Genomic DNA, 20,422 nt, shown 5'->3' on the forward strand with positions numbered 1-20,422 from the left:
CGGCCCGAAGGTGCTTCTCGGGGTCCGGAGTCAGAAGCGGCCCGAACCCCGGTACAGCTCCAGCTCCCCGTCCAGTTCTACGGCGAGCACCGTGGCGTGCGGGTCGAGGTCCGCCCCGGTGGGCGGTTCGATCCAGAGCACGCCCGGCGTTTCGTGCAGGCCGCCGGTGACCCGGTGGGCCAGTTCCGTGCCGCTGCCGAGGACCGTGACCCGGCGTACCGCACCGAGCAGCCCACGTACGTTGATCTCGGCGCGCGGGGCGTCGAAGAGGATCAGGTACAGGGTGCGGCGGTCCTTGGAGAGGGTGCTCGGGCCGTAGTGGTGACCGGGCGGGAGGCCGCGTTCGGTGCCGTACACCGCCTCCGCGTGCTTGGCGATCCAGTCGCCGAGCCCCTCCAGGCGTTCGACCTGCTCCGCCGGGATCGTGCCGTCCTCGCGCGGTCCGACGCTGAGCAGCAGGTTGCCCCCGCCGCCGATCGTCTCCGCGAAGTAGCGGATCAGCTGGTCGACGGACTTGTGGTTGTGGTCGTGGTGCTGGTGGCCCCAGGAGTCGTTGATCGTCAGGCACAGCTCCCAGGGGCCCTCGGGCGGGACGACCGGGGCGCCCTGTTCGGGCGTCGCGTAGTCGCCCTCGCTGAGCATGCGGGCGTTGAAGACGACATGCGGTACGTACGACCGGATGAGCGCGGCGAGTTCGGGAATGCGCCACTGCTCCTCGCTGCGGTCCCACTCGCCGTCGAACCACATCAGGTCCGGCCGGTAGCGGGAGGCGAGCTCGCGGATCTGGCCGTCCCGGTAGGCGATGAACCGTTCCCAGGCGTCCAGGTCCTCGAATTCCGCCGCGACTTCGGAGTACCGGTTGTCCTCCAGCTCCGGCGGACGGCCCGGCTTGCGCGTGGAGGCGTAGTCGGGATGACTCCAGTCCGAGTGCGAGTAGTAGAGGCCGACCTTGAGGCCCTGCTCGCGCAGGGCGTCCGCGTAGCCGCCGATCAGGTCGCGGCCCACGTTCAGGTCGCCGTGGGCGGTGTCCCACAGGGCCACGCCGTCGTGGTGGCGGCTGGTCAGGACGGCGTACCGGGCGCCGGCCCGCGCGAAGAGCCTCGCCCACTCGCGCGGGTCGTAACGGGACGCCGTGAAGCGGTCGAACTGGGACATGTACTCGTCGTACGGGACGATGTCGTCGTAGAACGACCAGGACTCCTGGACGCCGTCGACGGCGTAGATGCCCCAGTGGATGAAGATCCCCAACTTGGCGTCGGTGAACCAGGGTTGTATGGGCACCCGCGCTCAGCTCCCTTCCGCGCGGCGCAGGCGGAGCGTGAGGACCTGGAAGGGGCGCAGGGCGACCGCGACGCCGCCGTCACCGGTGACGTCCGCGTCCTGAAGCGGGCGCTCCAGCAGGTCGGTCACCTGGGCGCCCGCCAGCGGGAAGCCGGTACGCAGGACGCCGGTCGCACGGCCGCCGCCGGACTCGTAGAGGCGTACGACGACGTCACCGGAGCGGTCGTCGGCCAGCTTGACCGCCTCGACGGTCACGCCGTCGCCGTCCACGGAGACGACCGGTTCGGGCGCGCCCGCCGCATCCGCCACCCGCAGGGGGAGGTTGAGGGAGTAGCCCTCGGCGACGGCGTCCTCGATGCTCGCGCCGGGGAGCAGGGAGTAGGTGAAGCGGTGCCTGCCCTGGTCGGCCTCGGGGTCCGGGATGCGCGGGGCGCGGACCAGGCTGAGGCTGACCCGGGTCGTCGTACCGCCGTCCTCGCGGACCGTGCGGGAGACGTCGTGGCCGTACGTCGAGTCGTTGATGACCGCGACGCCGTAGCCGGGCTCGGCGATGTGCACCCAGCGGTGGCCGGAGACCTCGAAGCGGGCCGCCTCCCAGCTGGTGTTGGTGTGGGTGGGCCGCTGGATGTGGCCGAACTGGATCTCGGCGGAGGAGTGCGGGGCACGGATGTCCACCGGGAAACCGGCCTTGAGGATCTTCTCGGCCTCGTGCCAGTCGATCTCGGTCTCGAAGTCGATGCGGGGGCTGCCGGCGCGCAGGGTGATCGTCTGGGTGACCTGCGAGCCCTTGCCGAAGGAACGCGTGACGCGGATCGCGCCGCGCAGGGGGTCCTCTTCGACGACGGCCACCGCGTCGGCGTCCAGCAGATCCGTATAGCGGTTCTTGTAGTGCTTGTCGATGTCCCAGGCGTCCCAGTAGTTCGGGAGGTCGGTGTGCAGGCGCAGGAGGTTGCCCTTGTCGGCGAGCACCTCGCGGTTCGCCCGCAGATCGAACACGGAGGACAGGGTGCCGTCCTGCGCCACCTCGACCCGCACCAGGCCGTTGTCGAGGACCCGGCCCGCCACCTTCACCGACTGTGCGGGCTGGGCGTCGGTCAGCGGCGCGCTGCCGCTCGCGGGCACCTCGACGTAGGCCGGTGCGCCCTCGGAGGTGCGGACGACCTCGGCCCGGTCGAAGGGGCTGGTGTTGAACACCCGCGTGCCGCCGGCGCCCAGCGCGGCCACGGCCTCGGCGGTCAGCGCCTCCAACTCCTCGGCCACGCGGGCGTATTCGGCCTCCGCCTCGCGGTGCACCCAGGCGATCGAGGACCCCGGCAGGATGTCGTGGAACTGGTGCAGCAGGACGGTCTTCCAGAGCCGGTCCAGCTTCTCGTACGGGTACACGTACCCCGGCGCGTGCAGCGCCGCCGTCGTGGCCCACAACTCGGCCTCGCGGAGCCGGTGTTCGCTGCGCCGGTTGCCCTGCTTGGTGCGGGCCTGCGAGGTGTAGGTGGCGCGGTGCAGCTCCAGGTAGAGCTCACCGACCCACACGGGGGCGTCCGGGTACTCCTCGCGGGCCTTGGCGAAGAAGTCGTCGGGGTGCTCGACGACGACCTTCGGAGAACCCTCCAGGTCGGCGAGGCGGCGCGCCCGTTCCATGATCTCGCGGGTGGGGCCGCCACCGCCGTCGCCCCAGCCGAACGGCGCGAGGGAGCGCGTGCCGCCGCCCTTCTCGGAGTAGTTGCGGACCGCGCGGTCCATCTCCTCGCCGCTGAAGCGGGCGTTGTAGGTGTCGACCGGCGGGAAGTGGGTGAAGATGCGGGTGCCGTCGATGCCCTCCCACCAGAAGGTGTGGTGGGGGAACTTGTTCGTCTGGTTCCAGGAGATCTTCTGGGTCAGGAACCACTCGTTGCCGGCGAGCTTGGCGAGCTGCGGGTAGGCGGCGGTGTAGCCGAAGGAGTCCGGCAGCCAGACGCCCTTGGTCTCGACGCCGAAGTGCTCGATGAAGAACCGCTTGCCGTGGATGAGCTGGCGGGCGATCGCCTCGCCGCCGGGCAGGTTGCCGTCGGCCTCGACCCACATGCCGCCGACCGGCGCCCACTGGCCCTTCTTCACCGACTCCTGGATACGGGCCCACACGTGCGGGTAGTTGTCGCGGACCCACTCGTACTGCTGGGCCTGCGAGCAGGCGAAGATGAAGTCGTCGTACTCGTCGGCCAGGGACGTGACGTTGGAGAAGGTGCGGGACGTCTTGCGCTTCGTCTCCCGGATCGGCCACAGCCACGCCGAGTCGATGTGGGCGTGGCCGACACCGGAGACCGTGTGCGCGCTGGCGTGGGCCGGCCTGGCGAGCGCCGGGGCGAGCACCTCGCGGACTGCGGCGGCGCTGCCCGAGATGTCGTCGAGGTCCAGGGCGTCCATGGCCCGGTCCAGGGCGTGCATGATCTCGTGGCGGCGCGGCTCGTGCTCGCCGAGGTGGACCATGAGCTCGCGCAGCACCTGGATGTCCAGGTCGAGGTGCCAGACCTCCTCGTCCAGGACGGCGATGTCGGCGCGCTGGAAGGTGTACAGCGGCTTGTCGCCTGCCGTGAGGACGTCGCCGAGCCGGGTCGTCCTCGAGAAGTTGTCGGCCAGGATGTCCGGGTTGGAGGCGGCCTCGACCAGGTAGTCGATCTCCTCGCCGCCCGAGACCGGGTTGCCGATCGGCACGTACTGGTTGAGCGGGTTGACCGCCTTCAGGGGCCGGCCATCGGGCAGGTGGACCAGGGCCTCGGCCTGGTTGCCGGGCCAGTCGCCCACGAAGCCGAGGTCGATGACCGCCTCGACGCGCCGTCCGGCCCACTCGGCGGGGACGCGCCCGCGCATACGGAACCAGGTCGTGCCCCAGGGCGGACCCCACGGGGTGTCCATCGCGAAGGGTTGGTACCGGGCGGCCGCGGCCTCCTCGAAGGAGACGGGCTCTCCCGGCGCCTGCCAGGCCTCGACCTCGAGGGGGACGGTGGCCGAGTAGATCGCGGGCCTGATGCGCTGGTTGTGGACGCGCTCGACGCGTTCCTCGATCCGGCGGCGTTCGTCGTGCATGAGAGGTCTCCAGGGAGGGAGAGAACGGAGGGGGAAGCGGGGGACGGAAGCGCTTTCCGGGCGAGCGCTACCTAAGGTACGCGAGGCCGGGATGCACCCCGGCGTACCCCTCGACCAGCCTGCGGGCGACGTTGACCGAGTCGACCAGCGGGTGCAGCGCGAACGCCTTCACCGCCGTCGTGCGCGAACCGGACTCGGCGGCGGCCAGCACCTCCCGCTCGACCGCCTTGACCGAGCAGACGAGGCCGGTGGCGTGATCGGGCAGGGGGGCGACGGCGACCGGGTGGGCACCGTTGGCGTCGACCAGGCAGGGCACCTCGATGACGGCCTCGGAGTCGAGCACCGAGAGCGTGCCTTGGTTGCGGACATTGAGGATCAGGGTCGTGCGCTCGTCGCGGGCGATGGCTCGCATCAGCGCGAGCGCCACTTTCTCGTAGCCGCCGGAGAGGTCGTCGGCGTCGCGCTCGCCGGCGCCGGCCGTCTCCCGGTTCTCGGACATGTAGGTGGCCTCGCGCTCGGCGCGGGTGCGGTCCCAGATCTCCAGGGCGGAGGCGTCCGACCGCTCGACCTCCCGGTAGAAGTGCGCCTGCTGGTCGGCGAGGAAGGCGCCGCGGGTCTTGTCGGCCTGCTGGTAGGCGCGGACCGCTTCCCGGTTGAAGTAGTAGTAGTGCAGGTACTCGTTCGGGATCGCGCCCAGCGACCGGAGCCAGTCGACGCCGAAGAGCTTGCCCTCCTCGAAGGAGCCCAGCAGGTCGGGGTCGGCGAGCAGGCGGGGGAGTTCGTCGCGGCCGGCGACGCGCAGGCCGCGCACCCAGCCGAGGTGGTTGAGGCCGACGTAGTCGATCCATGCCTCGCCCGGGTTCTTCACGCCGAGCACGCGGGCGATACGGCGGCCGAGGCCGACCGGCGAGTCGCAGATGCCGATGACGCGGTCGCCGAGGTGGCGGGACATGGCCTCGGTGACCAGGCCCGCAGGGTTGGTGAAGTTGATGACCCAGGCGTCCGGCGCGAGGCGGGCCACGCGCTGGGCGATGTCGATGGCGACGGGCACGGTCCGCAGGCCGTAGGCGATGCCGCCCGCGCCGACCGTCTCCTGGCCCAGGACGCCCTCGGCGAGCGCGACCCGCTCGTCGTTCGCCCTGCCCTCCAGGCCGCCGACGCGGATCGCCGAGAAGACGAAGTCGGCGCCGCGCAGGGCCTCGTCCAGGTCGGTCGTGGCGGTCACCTCGGGCGCGTCCGGCACCCCGGCCGCCTGCTCGGCGAGCACGCGGGTCACCGCGGAGAGCCGCTGCGCGTCCAGGTCGTGCAGCACGACCTGGGTGACCCGGCCTTCGGCGCGGTCCGTCAGGAGCGCCCCGTACACGAGCGGTACGCGGAATCCTCCGCCGCCCAGAATCGTCAGTTTCACCGGGTTCCTCCCATCGGGCAGGCGGCGCGCAACGCGTGGTGAGAACTGAGCACGCGCCACCTCCTTGACCTTGCTTCAAGACCCCGGGCTGGTTCCGACCCGGCTGGTGTCGAGGGCGTGAGACCTCGCTGTTCGCTGAGCGGTGGGGCGTCCTGGGCCAGAAGTTGCCTCGCGTCAGCCGCGGGAGGGCTCACGTCTGCACCATTCCCGCCACGACGACCTCGACGCCGGCCTCCTGCAAGGAGGCCCGCGTCACCGCATCGACCGGCGCGTTCGTCACCACCACGTCCAGGTCGTCCGGACCGCACACCCTCGCCATACCCGTGCCGGGGAACTTCGCCGCGTCGGCGAGCAGCACGACCTTCTCACCGGCCTTGATCATGGCCCGCTTGACCGGCACCTCGACGACCGTCGTGTCCATCACCTGCCCGCCCGGCCGCACCCCGCTGGTCCCCAGGAACAGCCAGTCGGCATGCAGCTGGCGCAGGTTGTCCTCGGTGAGGAAGCCGACCAGGGAGCGGTACTCGCGGCGGAGCATGCCGCCGAGCACCACCAGCTCGATGCCCTCGTCATCGGCGAGCTCCTCGTAGACCACCAGATTGCTGGTGATCACCGTGAGGCGGCGGCCGTGCAGCTGGCGGGCCAGCCGGAAGGCGGTCGTGCCGATGTCGAGCAGCACCGACTGACCATCTTCGATCATCGAGGCGGCGCGCGCGGCTATGGCGTCCTTCTCGGCCACGCGCATCTCGGCGACCTCGGCGAAGGGCTGATCGCCCTCCTCCACGACCGCGCCGCCGTGCACCCGCGTAAGGAGGCCGTCCTCCTCGAGTTTGACCAGGTCACGCCGGATCGTGGCGGGGCTCACACCCAGTTGCTCGGAGAGATCGGTCACGGCCGCGGGGCCACCGGAGCGCAGGGCCCGCAGGATGAGTTGGTGTCGTCGTTCTGCCAGCACGATGCGAACACTACTCGTCATCTTCAATCATCGCCATGCTCATTTCTGCTCGGGTATTGACCAATCTCTCTGAGCAGCGCACGATTCCGGTCACCGAAATGAAGAGTTTTGACGAGCTCTCCCCAGCGGGAGTCCCGAACGAGAGGACGCGATCCGTGGACGACGACCGGCCCGATGTGCTGCTGACCGGGCTGCTCTTCTACGACCTCGTCCTCACGGGGCTCGGGAAGCCGCCGACCCCGGGCGAGGAGATCTGGACGGGCGGCATGGGCTGCGGCCCGGGCGGCATCGCCAACCTGGCGGTGGCCGCCGCCCGCTTCGGCCTCAGGACCTCGCTGGCCACGGTGTTCGGCGACGACCTGTACGGCGAGTGGTGCCGGGACATCCTGTGCGACCAGGAGGACATCGACCTCTCGCTGTCGCGCACGGCGGACGGCTGGCCCACCCCGGTCACCGTCTCCCTCGCCTACGGCCACGACCGGGCCCTCGTCACCCACGGCCAGGAGCCCCCGTACTCGCAGGACGCGCTGATGGGCGACCCGCCCGAGGCGCGCACGGCCCTCGTGCACATCGAGGCCGAATCCCGCGAGTGGCTGGCCAAGGCCGCCGCGAACGGCACGCGGATCTACGCCGACGTCGGCTGGGACCCCACCCAGCAGTGGTCGACCGACCTGCTCGACCAGCTCTCCCTGTGCCACGCCTTCCTCCCCAACGAGACCGAGGCGATGGCCTACACCCGCACCGACAGCGCGGTCGCGGCCCTCGGCACGCTCAGCGAGCTGGTGCCGGTGGCCGTGGTGACGCGGGGCGGCGACGGGGCCGTGGCCGTCGACCAGATCACCGGCGAGTACGCGGAGGTCCCGGCCCTGGACGTCGACCTCCTCGACGCGACGGGCGCCGGCGACGTGTTCGGGGCGAGTTTCGTCGCGGCCTCGCTGGGCGGCTGGCCGCTGGAGGAACGGCTGCGGTTCGCCGTGCTCGCCGCCGGCCTGTCCGTACGGCACCACGGCGGGGCGCTGGCGGCCCCCGGCTGGTACGGCGTCGACCACTGGTGGCGGTCGGCGAAGGACCCCGACCTGCGACGCGCGTACGGCTTCCTCGCGCACCGCATCCCGGCCGACGTCGGCCCGCCCGTGCGCCACGCCCCCGTCACCCCGCCGGCCGGTCCCACGCCGGTGGGCCCACGCGCCTCCGACCGGCGGCACTGACCCTCACACCCCCTCTCCACGTCGTACAGGAACAACAGGAGTGACCCGTGGACCTTTCTCGTAGAGGCTTCCTCCAGGCCGCCGTGCTCACCGCGGCCGCCTCCGGCCTGACCGCCGCCTGCGGCAGCGGCTCGGAATCGACCGGCACCAAGAACGGCAAGGACCTCACCCTGTGGTACTGGGGTGGCGCCCTCAGCGACAAGGTGGTCGCCGAGGCCAAGACGCACTTCGGCAGCCAGGTCAAGCTGACCGCCGCCTCCATCGGCGGCGACTTCAAGCAGAAGCTCACCACCACCCTCGCGGCGGGCGGCTCCTCCGTGCCCGACATCACCGGCATCAAGGGCGAGGACATCGCCTCCTTCCTGCCCAACGCCGACCGCTTCCTCGACCTGAACGACCTGGGCTTCAAGAAGATCTCGTCCCAGTACCTGGAGTGGAAGACCAAGCTCGCCCAGACCAAGGACGGCAAGCAGATCGGGTTCCCGATCGACATCGGTCCCACCGCGCTCTTCTACCGCGCGGACCTGTTCGACAAGGCCGGGCTGCCCACCGACCCCGACAAGGTCGCAGCCGAGGCCAAGACCTGGGACGACTACTTCGCCCTCGGCTCCGAGCTGAAGAAGGCGCAGCCCGGCACCTTCCTGATCAACAACATCAGCTCCGTGTTCAATATCGCGGTCGGCCAGGGCACCAAGCGGTTCATCGACGAGGACAACCACTTCATCGGCGACCAGGACCACATCCGCGCCGCGTGGGAAACAGCGATCCGCCCCTACACGCTCGGCATCGACGCCAAGATCAACGACCAGACCTGGAACGCCGCCATCGGCAAGAACCTGGCCACCGAACTCGGCGCCGCCTGGCACGCGCTGGACATCGAGTCGGCGGCCCCCGGCACCAAGGGCAAGTGGCGGGTCTGCGCAACCCCGGCCGGACCGGCGAACCAGGGCGGCTCCTATCTCGCCCTGCCCTCGCAGTGCCGGAACCCCGAAGAGGCGTTCAAGATCATCAGCTGGATCCTCAGCCCGGACAACAACGCCAAGAGCTACACCGACGCCACCATCTTCCCCGCCTCTCCGGCGACGTACTCGATGGAGGCCATGACGGGCCCCGACGCCTTCTTCGGCGGACAGAAGATCATCGAGGTCTTCGGCCCGGCCGCCGAGGCCATCCCGGTGAGCTACGAGGCACCCGCCGACTCCGCCGTCATGGCGCCCTTCATGGCCGAGCTGAGCAGCATCGAGGCCAAGGGCAAGAAGCCCGACGACGCCTGGAACGACGCGGTCGGCCAGGCCAAGCAGATCGCCCGGCGACAGGGGGTGAACTAAGGTGTCGTCCCCTCCGGTCACCGGCCCCGCCACGGTGCGCGAGCGCCGTGGCGGGCCGGGCCCGGCCCGTTTCCGCCCGCGGCGCACCCCGCCCGCGGGCGCCGTTCGGCCCAGGCGTCGCGGAGTGCTGTCGTACTGGCGGCAGTACCTGGCGATCTCGCCCTTCTACCTGATCTTCGCCGCGTTCTCCTTCGTCCCCGTCTTCTATTCGCTGTATCTGTCCTTCCAGCGCTACGACGGCCTGGGCACCAAGCAGTTCGTGGGTCTGCAGCAGTACGAGTTCCTCTGGAACGACCCGGTCTTCTGGCTGTCGATCCGCAACACCCTGGCGATCTGGGTGCTGTCGACCGTGCCCACGCTGTTCGGCGCCCTGGTGCTGGCGACGCTGCTGCACTCGGTGCGCCGCTTCAAGGGCTTCTACCGCATCGCGCTCTACGTACCGAACGTCACGTCGATCGTCGCCGTGGCGATCTTCTTCGGCGCGGTGTTCAGCAACAACTTCGGTCTGGTCAACGCGATCCTGGGCACGGTCGGCATCGAGCCCGTCCCGTGGCTGAGCAATCCTTGGCTGATCAAGGTCGTGATCGCCGCGCTCATGACCTGGATGTGGACCGGCTACAACATGATCATCTATCTGGCCGGCCTCCAGGCCATCCCGCAGTCGATCTATGAAGCGGCCAAGATGGACGGCGCCGGACCCATCCGCACCTTCTTCCAGATCACCATTCCGATCATGCGGCCGATCATCCTGTTCACCGTCGTCATCTCGACGATCAACGGTCTGCAGAGCTTCAGCGAACCCCAGGTGCTCTTCGCCAGCAACGCCGCCAACGCGAACCTCGGTGGTCCCGGCCAGGCGGGCCTGACCACGCTGCTGTACTTCTACCAGTCGGCCTTCCTCGACAACGACTACGGCTATGGCGCGGCCATCGTGTGGGCCTTCTTCGTACTGATCATCGTGCTCGTCGTCATCAACTGGCGCATCGTGCAACGAGGGAGGAAGTCATGACGACAGCCGCCACCACATCGCCGGCCACGGGCGCGAAGCGGCGGCTACGGCGCCCCAAGGGCCTGACTGCGCACATCCTCCTCGCCCTGGCCGTCCTGATCTCGGTCTTCCCGTTCCTGTGGACGATCGTGATGGCGACCAACACCACCAAGGACATCTACCAGAGCCCGCCGAAGCTGACGTTCGGCTCGCATCTGCTGGAGAACATCCGGAACGTCCTCAACACCATCGACTTCTTCGGGTCGATGCTCAACACGATCATCGTCGCGAGCGTCACCACGGTCCTGGTGCTGTTCATCGACTCCCTGGCGGCCTTCGCCTTCGCCAAGTTCGACTTCCCCGGGCGCAAGGTGCTCTTCGGCACGCTGCTGGTGTTCATGATGCTGCCGCTCCAGCTGGCCGTCCTGCCGCAGTTCATCCTGATGTCCGAGCTCGGCTGGGTCGGCATGCTCAAGGCGCTGGTCTGGCCCGCCCTCTCCAACGCCTTCGGCATCTTCTGGCTGCGCCAGTACATCGAGAACGGTGTTCCCGACGAACTGCTCGACGCGGCACGCATCGACGGCGCCGGGTTCTTCCGTCAGTACTGGAACGTCGCCCTGCCGATGATCAAGCCCGCGCTGTCCTTCCTCGCCATCTACGCCTTCGTCAACGCCTGGAACGACTACGTCTGGCCGCTCATCGTGCTCACCAACCCCGACCACGTCACGCTCCAGGTGGAGCTTGCCCAGCTCAACCTCGGCCACAACACCGACTACAGCATGGTCATGGCCGGTGTGCTGATGGCAGCCCTGCCCCTGGTCATCGTCTTCAGCATCTTCGCGCGCGGGTTCATCGCGGGCGCCACCGAAGGTGCGGTACAGGGCAGCTGAACCGGTGTCGAGAAGGAGGTGCACAGTGGTGGAGGTCGCCGGCGGGGAACGGCCGCGGCGCGGCAAGGTGCTCGTGGTGGGTATGGACGGGTTGCGCTTCGACCGGCTGATCCGTTCGCCGTCCACGGCACCCGTGCTGCACGGACTGATGGCCTCGGGCGCCCACGGCACCAGCCTGCTGCCGTACGGCGAGGCGGACGGCCAGGCCGACGGCGGGCCGTCCACCAGCATGGCCTACACCGACTCCGGCCCCGGCTGGTCGAGCGTGCTGACCGGAGTGTGGCCCGACCGCCACGGGGTGACCGGCAACGACTTCACCGGCGCCGACTATGCCCGCTACCCCGACTTCCTGACGCGTGCCGTCACCGCCCGGCCCGGCCTGCGCACCGCGGCCGCGGTGTCCTGGCCGCAACTGATCCGCCGCGGCACCCTCGGCCGCGCCATCGGCCGGCGCGTGCGCTACAACGGCGAGTCCCGCGGCTACGAGACCGCCGACCGCCGCGTCGCCCGCACCGTCACACGCTGGCTCACCAAGGGCGACCCGGACGCCGTGTTCGTGTACTTCGGCGCCACCGACGAGGCCGGCCACGCCACGGGCCCCCTCTCCCCCGCCTACGACGACGCTCTCCGTGCCCAGGACACCCACCTCGGGCGGCTGTTGGAGGCGATGGAAGAACGGCGCCGTGACCCCCGGCGCATCGACGAGCACTGGACCGTGCTGGTCACCACGGACCACGGTCACCTCGACACCGGCGGCCACGGCGGCGACACGCGTGCCGAGCGGGAAGTCTTCGTCATCCTCGCCGGGCCCGGCGTGCCCGAGAGCACCCGGCTCGACACGCCCCGCCTCATCGACATCGCCCCCACCGTCCTGGACCGTCTCGGCATCCCCGTCGACCCTGCCTGGGGCCTGCAAGGCCACCCCCTGCCCCGGCCCACCGCACCGACTTCGGAATGGTCATGACCGACGCACCCCTCGACCCCTTGATCGCCCTGCGCCCCTGGAAGGCACCCGAGGTGACCTCCTGGGGGCGGCTCCCCATGAACGCCGTCGACCGGCGCCCCGGAGCACTCCCCCTGGACGGCGACTGGCGCTTCCAGCTGCTGTCCGCTCCGGACGCGCCGGTCGGCGGTCCCTGGTCCACTGCGCACGTCCCCGGCGTCTGGACCATGCAGGACACGGACGACCTTCCGCAGTACACGAACGTCCGTATGCCGTATACAGAATTCCCTCCACAGTCTCCCGCCGACAACCCGACGGGGGTGTACGAGCGCGAGGTCGACGTCCCCGCCGAGTGGGCCGGACGCCGGATCGTGCTCCAGGTCGGGGCCGCCGAGAGCGTACTGCTGGTGCATGTGGACGGGCGGCCCGTCGGCATCTCCAAGGACTCACATCTGGCCGCCGAGTTCGATCTGACTGGGGTCGTCCGCCCCGGCTCGCCCGCGACCGTACGGCTCACCGTCGTCAAGTGGTCCGACGCCTCGCACATCGAGGACCAGGACCAGTGGTGGCACGGCGGCATCACCCGCTCGGTGCTGCTGTACGCGACGGATCCGCTGTACCTCGCGGACGTGACCGTACGGGCGGCGTACAGCGGTGAGCTGCGGGTCGACTGCCAGGTCCGGGACGCGGGCGGTGCGCTGCCCGACGGGTGGTACGTCACCGGCGATCTGGACGGTCAACTCCTGGCGCAGGACGCCGAGTTCGACCGCGCGAACGCCGACGACGAGCGCGTCTCCGACTTCCTCGGCGAGGCACGGATGCTGACCACCGTCCCCGAGGTGCGCACCTGGAACGCGGAGACGCCCGAGCTGTACGGCCTGACCGTCCGGCTGCACCGCGCAGACGGCACGGTCGCCGACACCTCCCACCACCGGATCGGCTTCCGGGACGTCGAGATCGTCGGCCGGGACCTGCTCGTCAACGGCGAGCGGGTGTTCATCCGGGGCGTGAACCGGCACGACTTCCACCCCCTGACCGGGCGGACGGTGTCGTACGACGACATGCGCGCCGATCTCGTCCTGCTCAAGCGGTTCGGCTTCAACGCCATCCGCACCGCCCACTACCCGAACGACCCCACGCTCTACGACCTCGCCGACGAGCTCGGCTTCTACGTGGTCGACGAGGCGGACATCGAGTCCCACGACCACGCCCACGAGATCGCCGACGACCCGCGCTATCTGAACGCCTTCGTGGACCGGGTCTCGCGGATGGTGCTGCGCGACAAGAACCACCCGTCGGTCATCATCTGGTCGCTGGGCAACGAGTCCGACTACGGCGCCAATCACGACGCGGCGGCGGGCTGGGTGCGCCGGCACGACCCGACCCGGCCGCTCCAGTACGAGGGAGCGGCCAGACTCGGCTGGGCGGACCCGGGCCTCGCCTCCGACATCGCCTGCCCGATGTACGCGCCGCTGGAGGACTGCGTCGCCCACGCGCTCTCCGGTGAGCAGACCAAGCCGCTCATCCAGTGCGAGTACTCGCACGCCATGGGCAACAGCAACGGCACGCTGGCCGACCACTGGGCTGCCATCGAGGCCACCCCAGGTCTTCAGGGCGGGTTCATCTGGGAGTTCTGGGACCACGGGATTCTGCAACGTGTGAGCGACGGAAGACCGGCCGGGCGTGGGGGCGCCGGGCTCCATGACAACGGTGTCGCCGCGCCCGGGTACCGCTGGGCGTACGGCGGTGACTTCGGCGAGACGATCCACGACGGGGCGTTCATCGCGGACGGCGTGGTGTTTCCCGACCGCACGCCGAAGCCCGCGCTGTACGAGCACCGGGAGATCGCGGCGCCGGTGCGTATCGAGTGCTTCCGGCACGAGGGCGTCGTCCTGACCAACCACCAGCACTTCCGCGGCTTCGACTGGCTGGCCGCCGTATGGGAGCTGTCTCTGGCGGACGGTCGCACAGTGACCGCACCGGCCGAGCTGCCCGAGCTGTGCCCGGGTGAGACGGCGGCGGTACCGCTGCCGTTCGCGCTGCCCGAGGACGGCGGCGAGGCGTGGCTGACGCTGCGGGTGACGACGGCGCTGGACTTGCCGTGGGCTCCGCGGGGCACGGAGGTGTGCGTGCCGCAGGTGCGGCTGCGCGGGCCTGCTGCGGTCGATGTCGCTGCCGTGGCCCGGCAGATCGAGGTGGACGGCGAGGGGCTCCTCGTCCACCCGCTGCTGACGGTGGCCCCCACGCTCTCACTGTGGCGTGCACCCACTGACAACGACGAGCTCGGCGGCATGGCGCAGCGCTGGCGGAACTGGGGGCTCGACGCACTGGTGCGCAAGGTCGTGTCGGTGCGCCAGGACGCCGGACGGGTGGCGGTGCAGGCCGAGTACGCGGGGACGACCGGTGTCGTACGGCACCGGCAGGTGCTCACGCCCGTCGAGGGCGGGGTCCGCGTCGAGGAGGAGGCCGAGCTGCCGGAGGCGTTCGACGACGTGGCGCGGGTCGGCACGGTCTTCGAGACGGGCGCGGGGCTCGACCTGCTGGAGTGGTTCGGGCAGGGGCCGTGGGAGTCGTATCCCGACCGTAGCGCGGGCGCGCCCGTCGGTCACCACTCCGTCGCCGTCGACGAGCTGTTCACCCCCTACCTACGCCCGCAGGAGAGCGGTGGCCGGCACGGCGTACGGCGGTTCACGCTGTCCGCGCCGGACGCCACCGGCCTCGCGGTGGTGCTGGACGAGCCGCGCCAGGTCTCCGTCACCCGCTACCGCGCCGAGGACCTGACCGCCGCCACGCACCACGACGAACTCGTGCCGCGCCCCGGCTGCGTGGTGCACATCGACGCGGCGCACCGGGGCCTCGGCACGGCGTCGTGCGGCCCCGACACCTTCCCCTCCTATCGCGTCGCACCGGGTGTCCATCGCTGGAGCTGGACCCTGCGCGTCCTCTGAACTCCCCCACGCCTCCCCTCCCCTGTCACCCTTCACGGAGCACACGTGTGTACTTCGCATGACCATCTCCCGGGCGGCGAGGCCGCGCAGGCCGGCGCCGGACGTCGCGGTTTCCTGCGGGCCACCGCACTGCTCGGTGCCGCCGCCACGGCCTCGGTCGCCGTCCCGGCGGTCGCCGAGGCCGCGCCCGCCGGCGACTGGCGGCCCGATCCCGACAGCCGGCGCTTCACGCTGGCCGTGATGCCCGACACCCAGTACCTCTTCGACGGGCCGAGCATCGACAAGGCGCCGGTCGAGGCGTCCCTGCGCTATCTGCTGGAGTACGGCCGGGAGGAGAACATCGTCTTCCTGTCCCACCTCGGCGACCTCACCCAGAACGGCAGCCGGCCCGAAGTCGCCGCGATCAGCGAGGCGTTCCGGCTCCTGGACCGGCGGGGCGTGGGCTACAGCGTCCTCGCCGGCAACCACGACGTGAAGTCGTCGACGGACGACCAGCGCGGGGCGACGCCGTATCTGGACGCCTTCGGGCCCAAGCGGTTCCAGGGGAAGAAGACGTTCGGGGGTGCCTCCCCCGACGGCTACAACAGCTTCCACCTCTTCCAGGCCGCCGGCCGCGCGTGGATGGTGCTCGCGCTGGACTGGCGGCTGTCGGAGAAGGGCTACGCGTGGGCCAAGGACGTCCTCGCCCGGCACCCGAAAACCCCCGTCGTCCTCACCACCCACGAGCTGGTCGTCGAGGACGACTCCCTGTCGGCGTACGGGCAGCAGCTGTGGGACCGGCTGGTCGAGGACCACGACCAGATCTTCCTCACCCTCAACGGGCACTACTGGCCCGCCGGCCGGGCGACCCGCAAGAACGCGGCCGGAAACGACGTACATCTGCATCTGACGAACTACCAGAACCGCTACTTCGGCGGCGCCGCGATGATCCGCCTGTACCGCTTCGACCTCGACCGGAACGTCATCGACGTGGAGACGGTCTCGCCGTGGATCCTCGGCCGGGCCGCGAAGGGGCTCAACGAGCTGGAGCGGCAGGAGATCGAACTCAGCGGTGACACAGACCGGTTCAGCGTCGAGATCGACTTCGCCGACCGCTTCTCCGGTTTCGATCCGGTTCCCGCCCGCCCGGCACGCCCCGCCTCGCGGATGCTGATACCGGGCACGGTGGCGTACTGGCGGTTCGAGCAGCCGGTGGAGGGCACCACGGTGCGTGATCTGTCCGGGCGCGGCAACGACCTCACGCTCGTCACGGTCGGCGGCGGCAAGCTGGGCTGGTCCGCCGACCACCACCCCGACCAGCCCGGTCACGGCAGCCTGGAGTTCCAGGGCTTCAAGTCCCCGCTGAAGGGGGCGTATCTGCGCACGGTCGACGGGGCTCCGCTCAACTCGGCCACGTTCGGGGACGGTTACACCATCGAGGCGTTCTACCGGCTCCCGGCCGACTGGGACCCCTCGCACAACGCCTGGTCGGGCCTGGTCGGCCGCACGGGCACGGGCGGCGCCGCCGGCAAGACCGCCGACGACCCGGACGAGCCGCTCGCCACGCTCTCCCTGTCGAACGACCGGGAGCCGCAGTGGGCGATGCGCCCGCTCAACCAGGAGGGCATCGCCACCAACTGGGCCCAGGAGACCCCGCTGGAGACCTGGTGGCACCTCGCGGTCGTCAACGACGGCGAGCACACCACGATGTACGTCGAGGGCTGCCCGGTGGTCCGCAACCCGAGGGCATCCGCGGTCGGCATCACCTCGGTCGGCCTGCCCTGGCTGCTCGGCGGCTACGAGTACGGCGGCGAGATCGACCAGATCCTGTACGGCCGCCTCGGCGACGTCCGGATCGTCGCGCGGGCGCTGCCTGTCAAGTCCTTCATGAACCACTGACCTTCAGGGGACCACCATGACCGAGCAGCAGCTCCCCACCTGGGCCGACCCGTCCGTCGCCGCCGCCTTCCTGGACGCCCAGGGCGTCTCCAGACGCGGACTCCTACGCCGCGCGGGCCTGTTCGGCGCCGCGTTCGCCCTCGGCTCCGCGACCCCGGCACTCGCCGCCGACGACCGGCGTCTCGGCGGCGACGACCCCCGCCTCGCCTACCTGGTCGGCGACCACCACATCCACTCCGTCTACAGCCACGACGCCAAGTACACGTTCTCCCAACTGGCCGCCGCAGGCGCCAAGTACGGCCTGGACTGGATGGTGTTCACCGAGCACTCCAACTTCGGGCACGCCAAGTACGGCGCCCCGCTGGAGCACGAGGAGATCCTCAAGGCGCGCGCCGAGAACCCGCGCCAGCTCATCTTCCAGGGCCTGGAGTGGTACATCCCGGCCGCCGAGCACTGCACGGTCTTCGCGGCGCCCGGCGCGCACGAGGTCGACCTGCTCACCCGGTTCGAGAGCGCCTACGACGGCAAGCTGCTCGGCTACGACAAGGGCGGCGCCGCCGACGCGGACACCGCCCGCAACGAGGCCCACGCCGTCAAGGCCATCCAGTGGCTGGCCGAACAGCGCCGCACCGGCTACGTCGACGACGTACTCGTCCTCGCCAACCACCCGATGCGCCTCGGCATCGACTCCCCGCACGAGATGCGCAACTGGCGGGACGCGGCCCCCGAGATCATGATCGGCATGGAGGGCGCACCCGGCGCCCAGGGCGCGGCGATCCCCGGCTGGCGCGGTGCGACCTCGATCCGCGGCGAGTACGAGAACAAGCCGTCGGCCCAGTCCTGGGCGGGCTACCCGGCGGACGCCTACCTGACGTACGGCGGTTTCGACTGGGCGACCGCGACGGTCGGCGGCCTGTGGGACTCGATGCTGGCGGAAGGCAGCCTGTTCTCGATCACCACGAACTCCGACGCCCACCGCATCGTCTTCGACACTTGGAAGAACGGCGACTGGCCGGCGGGGCAGAACTTCGACACCACCGGCAAGCTCCCCGACCCGGTCGACACCACCACCCCGCAGCCGGGCAGCGACTTCTGGCCGGGCCAGTTCAGCCGCACCCACGTCGGTGTGACCCGCTACGGCTACCGCGCGGTGATGGCGGGCCTGCGCGCCGGCCGGATCTGGCTCGACCACGGACATCTCCTCGACGGCCTCGACGTGCGCCTCAAGCGGGACTGCGACTCCGGCCGGGGTGTCACGCTGGGCGGCCGGCTGCGCGTGCGCAAGGGCGAGAAGCTCACGCTCACCATCACCGTGACGACCGCCTCCCGCCCCAACCCGCAGGGAATCGTGCCCGAGTTGGCGCACGTGGACGTCATCCGGGGCGCGGTGCGCGGCCCGGTGACCGACCGGGACACCTGGAAGGCACCGGACACCAAGGTCGTCCGCGCCTTGGACGTGACGGGCCGGAAGGGGACGTACACCCTGTGCGTCCCGCTGACCGCCGGGGACGAGTCCTTCTACGTCCGCCTGCGCGGCAGCGACGGCAACCGCCACGGCGCGGGCTACCTCGGGGCGTCGGTCGACCCGCACGGGCCGATCCCGCACGAGCCCGGAAACGGTGACCCGTGGGCGGATACGTGGTTCTATTCGAACCCCGTGTTCGTCGACGTGACAGGAGCCTGATGAAGCGTCATCTCCTCACTCCCGTTTACTTATTGGGGGCTCTCGCACTGGGCGCCGGGACGGCGTCCGCCGCCGGCGATCCGCGCTGGGCCGAGACCGGCACCGCCTACACGGACACGCTGGGCGGCGGACAGGGCCTGGCGAGTCGCGCGGACGGCTCACTGCTGTACCGCGGGCTCGCCTCCATCCCCCTGGGCCTGCGGATCAAGGGCTGGAACCACGTCGGCGACCCGGACATCGCACTCGGCCACACCTTCGACGCCTACCAGGGCCCGGACACGGCCACGTCCAAGATGTTCGCGGTGACGACCCCGGCCGGGAAGCGCTACGAGTACGTGCACCGGCTCAACCCGGGCGAGAAGCCGAACAACTCCTTCGCCACCGTCTCACCCGACGGGCAGTGGCTGGTGTCGGGCGAGTGGGGGGAGCAGAGAAGACTCCAGGTCTTCCCCGCTCCCCTGCTGAACCCGGCCACGCCCCGGGCCGGCGGCGAGCTGGCGGAGGCCGGGCAGATCACCCTGGACAAGCCGGTACGCGACATCCAGGGCTGCGACTTCGTGACGGACACCCGCCTGCTGTGCGCCTCGAACGACGCCACGGGGACGCTCTTCCCCGAGATCCGCCCGCTGCTCCAGGTGGATCTGCCGCGCAAGGTGGACGGCCGGCCGGTCACCGGCACGGTGAAGAACCTGTTCGCGCCGCCACAGCGCAGCGTGTGCGCGGGCACCTTCGAGGCGGAGGGCGTCGACTACGACGTGCACAGCGGCACCCTGCGCACACAGATGATCCCGCCCGGCGTGTGCGCGGTGGCGACGGCCGTCTCCTCGTACAAGCAGGTCACGGGCTGATCGACGGGAAGTACGAGAGGTACCGTGGGCCGCGTGACCGGTGAAGAGGCGCTGCGGCCCCAGTCCCTCATGCTGACGTTCCTGGCCGACCAGGTGCTCGGGCGGGACGTCTGTGTGTACTCGGGCAGTGTCATCGACGTCTTCGCGCGCGTGGGCGTCGGTGAGCAGGCGACCCGCTCGACGCTGACCCGGATGGTGAACCGCGGTCTGCTGCGCCGCCAGCGCGAGGGCCGCCGGATGTACTTCGGGCTGACCGAGCGTTCGGCGGCCGTCCTGCGCGACGGCGACCACCGCATCTGGCAGACCGGCGCCGTCAACCGGCACTGGGACGGCAGCTGGACTTTGCTCGGCTTCTCCCTCCCGGAGTCCTGGCAGCGCCAGCGCCACGACCTGCGCTCCCAGCTGACCTGGAGCGGCTTCGGGCCGCTGTTCAGCGGCCTGTGGATCGCGCCGGGCGAGGTCGACGTGTCGTCGCTGGTGGCCGAGCTGGGCCTGTCCGCCCATGTGAAGGTGTTCCGCGCGCACGCCGACGCCGGCATGGACATCGGCGCGATGATCGAGGAGACCTGGGAACTGGCCGAACTGGCGGCGCGCTACGAGTCGTTCGTACGGCGCTGGCAACCGTGGCAGACGCGGCTCCCGGACGCCGACGACGCCCTCGCGCTGAGACTCCGGCTCCAGGCGGAGTGGCTGCGGGTCATCCGCCAGGATCCGCGGCTGCCGGTCGAGCACCTGCCGGACGACTGGCCCGCGGAAGGAGCCGAGAAGACCTTCCGGGCGGTGCACACCCGGCTCACACCGCTGGCGGACGAGGCCGCGGGGCGCCTGCTCGACCTGGTCGGGGTGCGGCACCAGAACGACGAGTCCGCGACGCCCCTGGGTAATCGACCTGCCCGGTACTGACCGCACCGCCTCGCACACTCGCAGGGCGCGCAGGCTGACGGCGCGGCCTCCGGAAGAGGCTCGCCTCCATGCGGGACGACCTGCACGGAGGCGAGCTCAT

At 70.5% G+C, this 20,422-nt stretch carries 14 protein-coding genes; 10 read left to right on the forward strand and 4 right to left on the reverse strand.

Features of this window, described 5'->3' with window-relative positions; translation table 11 throughout:
• Positions 1 to 30: 30 nt before the first annotated feature.
• The 4 genes from QQM39_RS04910 to QQM39_RS04925 all read right to left on the reverse strand — a co-directional run bounded on the left by QQM39_RS04910 (position 31) and on the right by QQM39_RS04925 (position 6,704).
• The gene (locus QQM39_RS04910; RefSeq protein ID WP_301995394.1) at positions 31 to 1,281 is read right to left on the reverse strand and encodes an alpha-L-fucosidase; all 1,251 of its coding nucleotides are present in this window, start codon (positions 1,279 to 1,281) and stop codon (positions 31 to 33) included.
• 6 nt (positions 1,282 to 1,287) lie between these two features.
• The gene (locus tag QQM39_RS04915) at positions 1,288 to 4,341 is read right to left on the reverse strand and encodes a glycoside hydrolase family 38 C-terminal domain-containing protein (RefSeq protein WP_301995395.1); all 3,054 of its coding nucleotides are present in this window, start codon (positions 4,339 to 4,341) and stop codon (positions 1,288 to 1,290) included.
• Positions 4,342 to 4,408: 67 nt separating this feature from the next.
• The gene (locus QQM39_RS04920; protein WP_301995396.1) at positions 4,409 to 5,749 is read right to left on the reverse strand and encodes a 6-phospho-beta-glucosidase; all 1,341 of its coding nucleotides are present in this window, start codon (positions 5,747 to 5,749) and stop codon (positions 4,409 to 4,411) included.
• Between the two features lie 190 nt (positions 5,750 to 5,939).
• Entirely contained in the window at positions 5,940 to 6,704 is a 765-nt protein-coding gene (locus tag QQM39_RS04925) for a DeoR/GlpR family DNA-binding transcription regulator (protein ID WP_301995397.1), read from the reverse strand.
• Positions 6,705 to 6,859: 155 nt separating this feature from the next.
• Between QQM39_RS04925 and QQM39_RS04930 the strand changes: the two genes are divergently transcribed.
• From QQM39_RS04930 to QQM39_RS04975, 10 genes are all read left to right on the forward strand, one after another.
• Positions 6,860 to 7,912, forward strand: a complete 1,053-nt coding sequence (locus tag QQM39_RS04930) for a carbohydrate kinase family protein (protein ID WP_301995398.1) — start codon at positions 6,860 to 6,862, stop codon at positions 7,910 to 7,912.
• Positions 7,913 to 7,959: 47 nt separating this feature from the next.
• The gene (locus tag QQM39_RS04935; RefSeq protein WP_301995399.1) at positions 7,960 to 9,240 is read left to right on the forward strand and encodes an ABC transporter substrate-binding protein; all 1,281 of its coding nucleotides are present in this window, start codon (positions 7,960 to 7,962) and stop codon (positions 9,238 to 9,240) included.
• 124 nt (positions 9,241 to 9,364) lie between these two features.
• Positions 9,365 to 10,249, forward strand: a complete 885-nt coding sequence (locus tag QQM39_RS04940; protein ID WP_302003482.1) for a carbohydrate ABC transporter permease — start codon at positions 9,365 to 9,367, stop codon at positions 10,247 to 10,249.
• Positions 10,246 to 11,118 carry a carbohydrate ABC transporter permease gene (locus tag QQM39_RS04945; protein WP_301995400.1) on the forward strand — a complete coding sequence of 291 codons (873 nt, stop codon included), beginning with the start codon at positions 10,246 to 10,248 and terminating at the stop codon, positions 11,116 to 11,118. The genes QQM39_RS04940 and QQM39_RS04945 overlap by 4 nt, the downstream gene beginning before the upstream one ends.
• Before the next feature lie 28 nt (positions 11,119 to 11,146).
• On the forward strand, positions 11,147 to 12,082 hold the full coding sequence (locus tag QQM39_RS04950; protein WP_302003483.1) for an alkaline phosphatase family protein: 936 nt from the start codon (positions 11,147 to 11,149) through the stop codon (positions 12,080 to 12,082).
• Positions 12,079 to 15,009 (forward strand): glycoside hydrolase family 2 TIM barrel-domain containing protein, encoded by a 2,931-nt coding sequence (locus QQM39_RS04955; protein WP_301995401.1) that lies wholly within the window; start codon positions 12,079 to 12,081, stop codon positions 15,007 to 15,009. The genes QQM39_RS04950 and QQM39_RS04955 overlap by 4 nt, the downstream gene beginning before the upstream one ends.
• 45 nt (positions 15,010 to 15,054) lie before the next feature.
• Complete coding sequence (locus tag QQM39_RS04960) at positions 15,055 to 16,887, forward strand: LamG-like jellyroll fold domain-containing protein (RefSeq protein ID WP_301995402.1); 1,833 nt, start codon at positions 15,055 to 15,057, stop codon at positions 16,885 to 16,887.
• Between the two features lie 16 nt (positions 16,888 to 16,903).
• On the forward strand, positions 16,904 to 18,571 hold the full coding sequence (locus QQM39_RS04965) for a PHP domain-containing protein (RefSeq protein ID WP_301995403.1): 1,668 nt from the start codon (positions 16,904 to 16,906) through the stop codon (positions 18,569 to 18,571).
• Positions 18,571 to 19,419, forward strand: coding sequence for a hypothetical protein (locus QQM39_RS04970; RefSeq protein WP_301995404.1), 849 nt, complete (start codon positions 18,571 to 18,573; stop codon positions 19,417 to 19,419). The genes QQM39_RS04965 and QQM39_RS04970 overlap by 1 nt, the downstream gene beginning before the upstream one ends.
• 33 nt (positions 19,420 to 19,452) lie before the next feature.
• Positions 19,453 to 20,322, forward strand: coding sequence for a PaaX family transcriptional regulator C-terminal domain-containing protein (locus tag QQM39_RS04975; RefSeq protein ID WP_301995405.1), 870 nt, complete (start codon positions 19,453 to 19,455; stop codon positions 20,320 to 20,322).
• Positions 20,323 to 20,422 lie beyond the last annotated feature (100 nt).

It is taken from the genome of Streptomyces sp. DT2A-34, assembly GCF_030499515.1.
In the GTDB taxonomy this organism is placed as follows: Bacteria; Actinomycetota; Actinomycetes; order Streptomycetales; family Streptomycetaceae; genus Streptomyces.

What these genes read in the sequence shown, in the direction of transcription:
- QQM39_RS04915 (WP_301995395.1), bottom strand. Translation starts at nt 4,341, where the DNA reads ATGCACGACGAACGCCGCCGGATCGAGGAACGCGTCGAGCGCGTCCAC.
- QQM39_RS04945 (WP_301995400.1), top strand. Translation starts at nt 10,246, where the DNA reads ATGACGACAGCCGCCACCACATCGCCGGCCACGGGCGCGAAGCGGCGG.
- QQM39_RS04955 (WP_301995401.1), top strand. Translation starts at nt 12,079, where the DNA reads ATGACCGACGCACCCCTCGACCCCTTGATCGCCCTGCGCCCCTGGAAG.
- QQM39_RS04965 (WP_301995403.1), top strand. Translation starts at nt 16,904, where the DNA reads ATGACCGAGCAGCAGCTCCCCACCTGGGCCGACCCGTCCGTCGCCGCC.
- QQM39_RS04970 (WP_301995404.1), top strand. Translation starts at nt 18,571, where the DNA reads ATGAAGCGTCATCTCCTCACTCCCGTTTACTTATTGGGGGCTCTCGCA.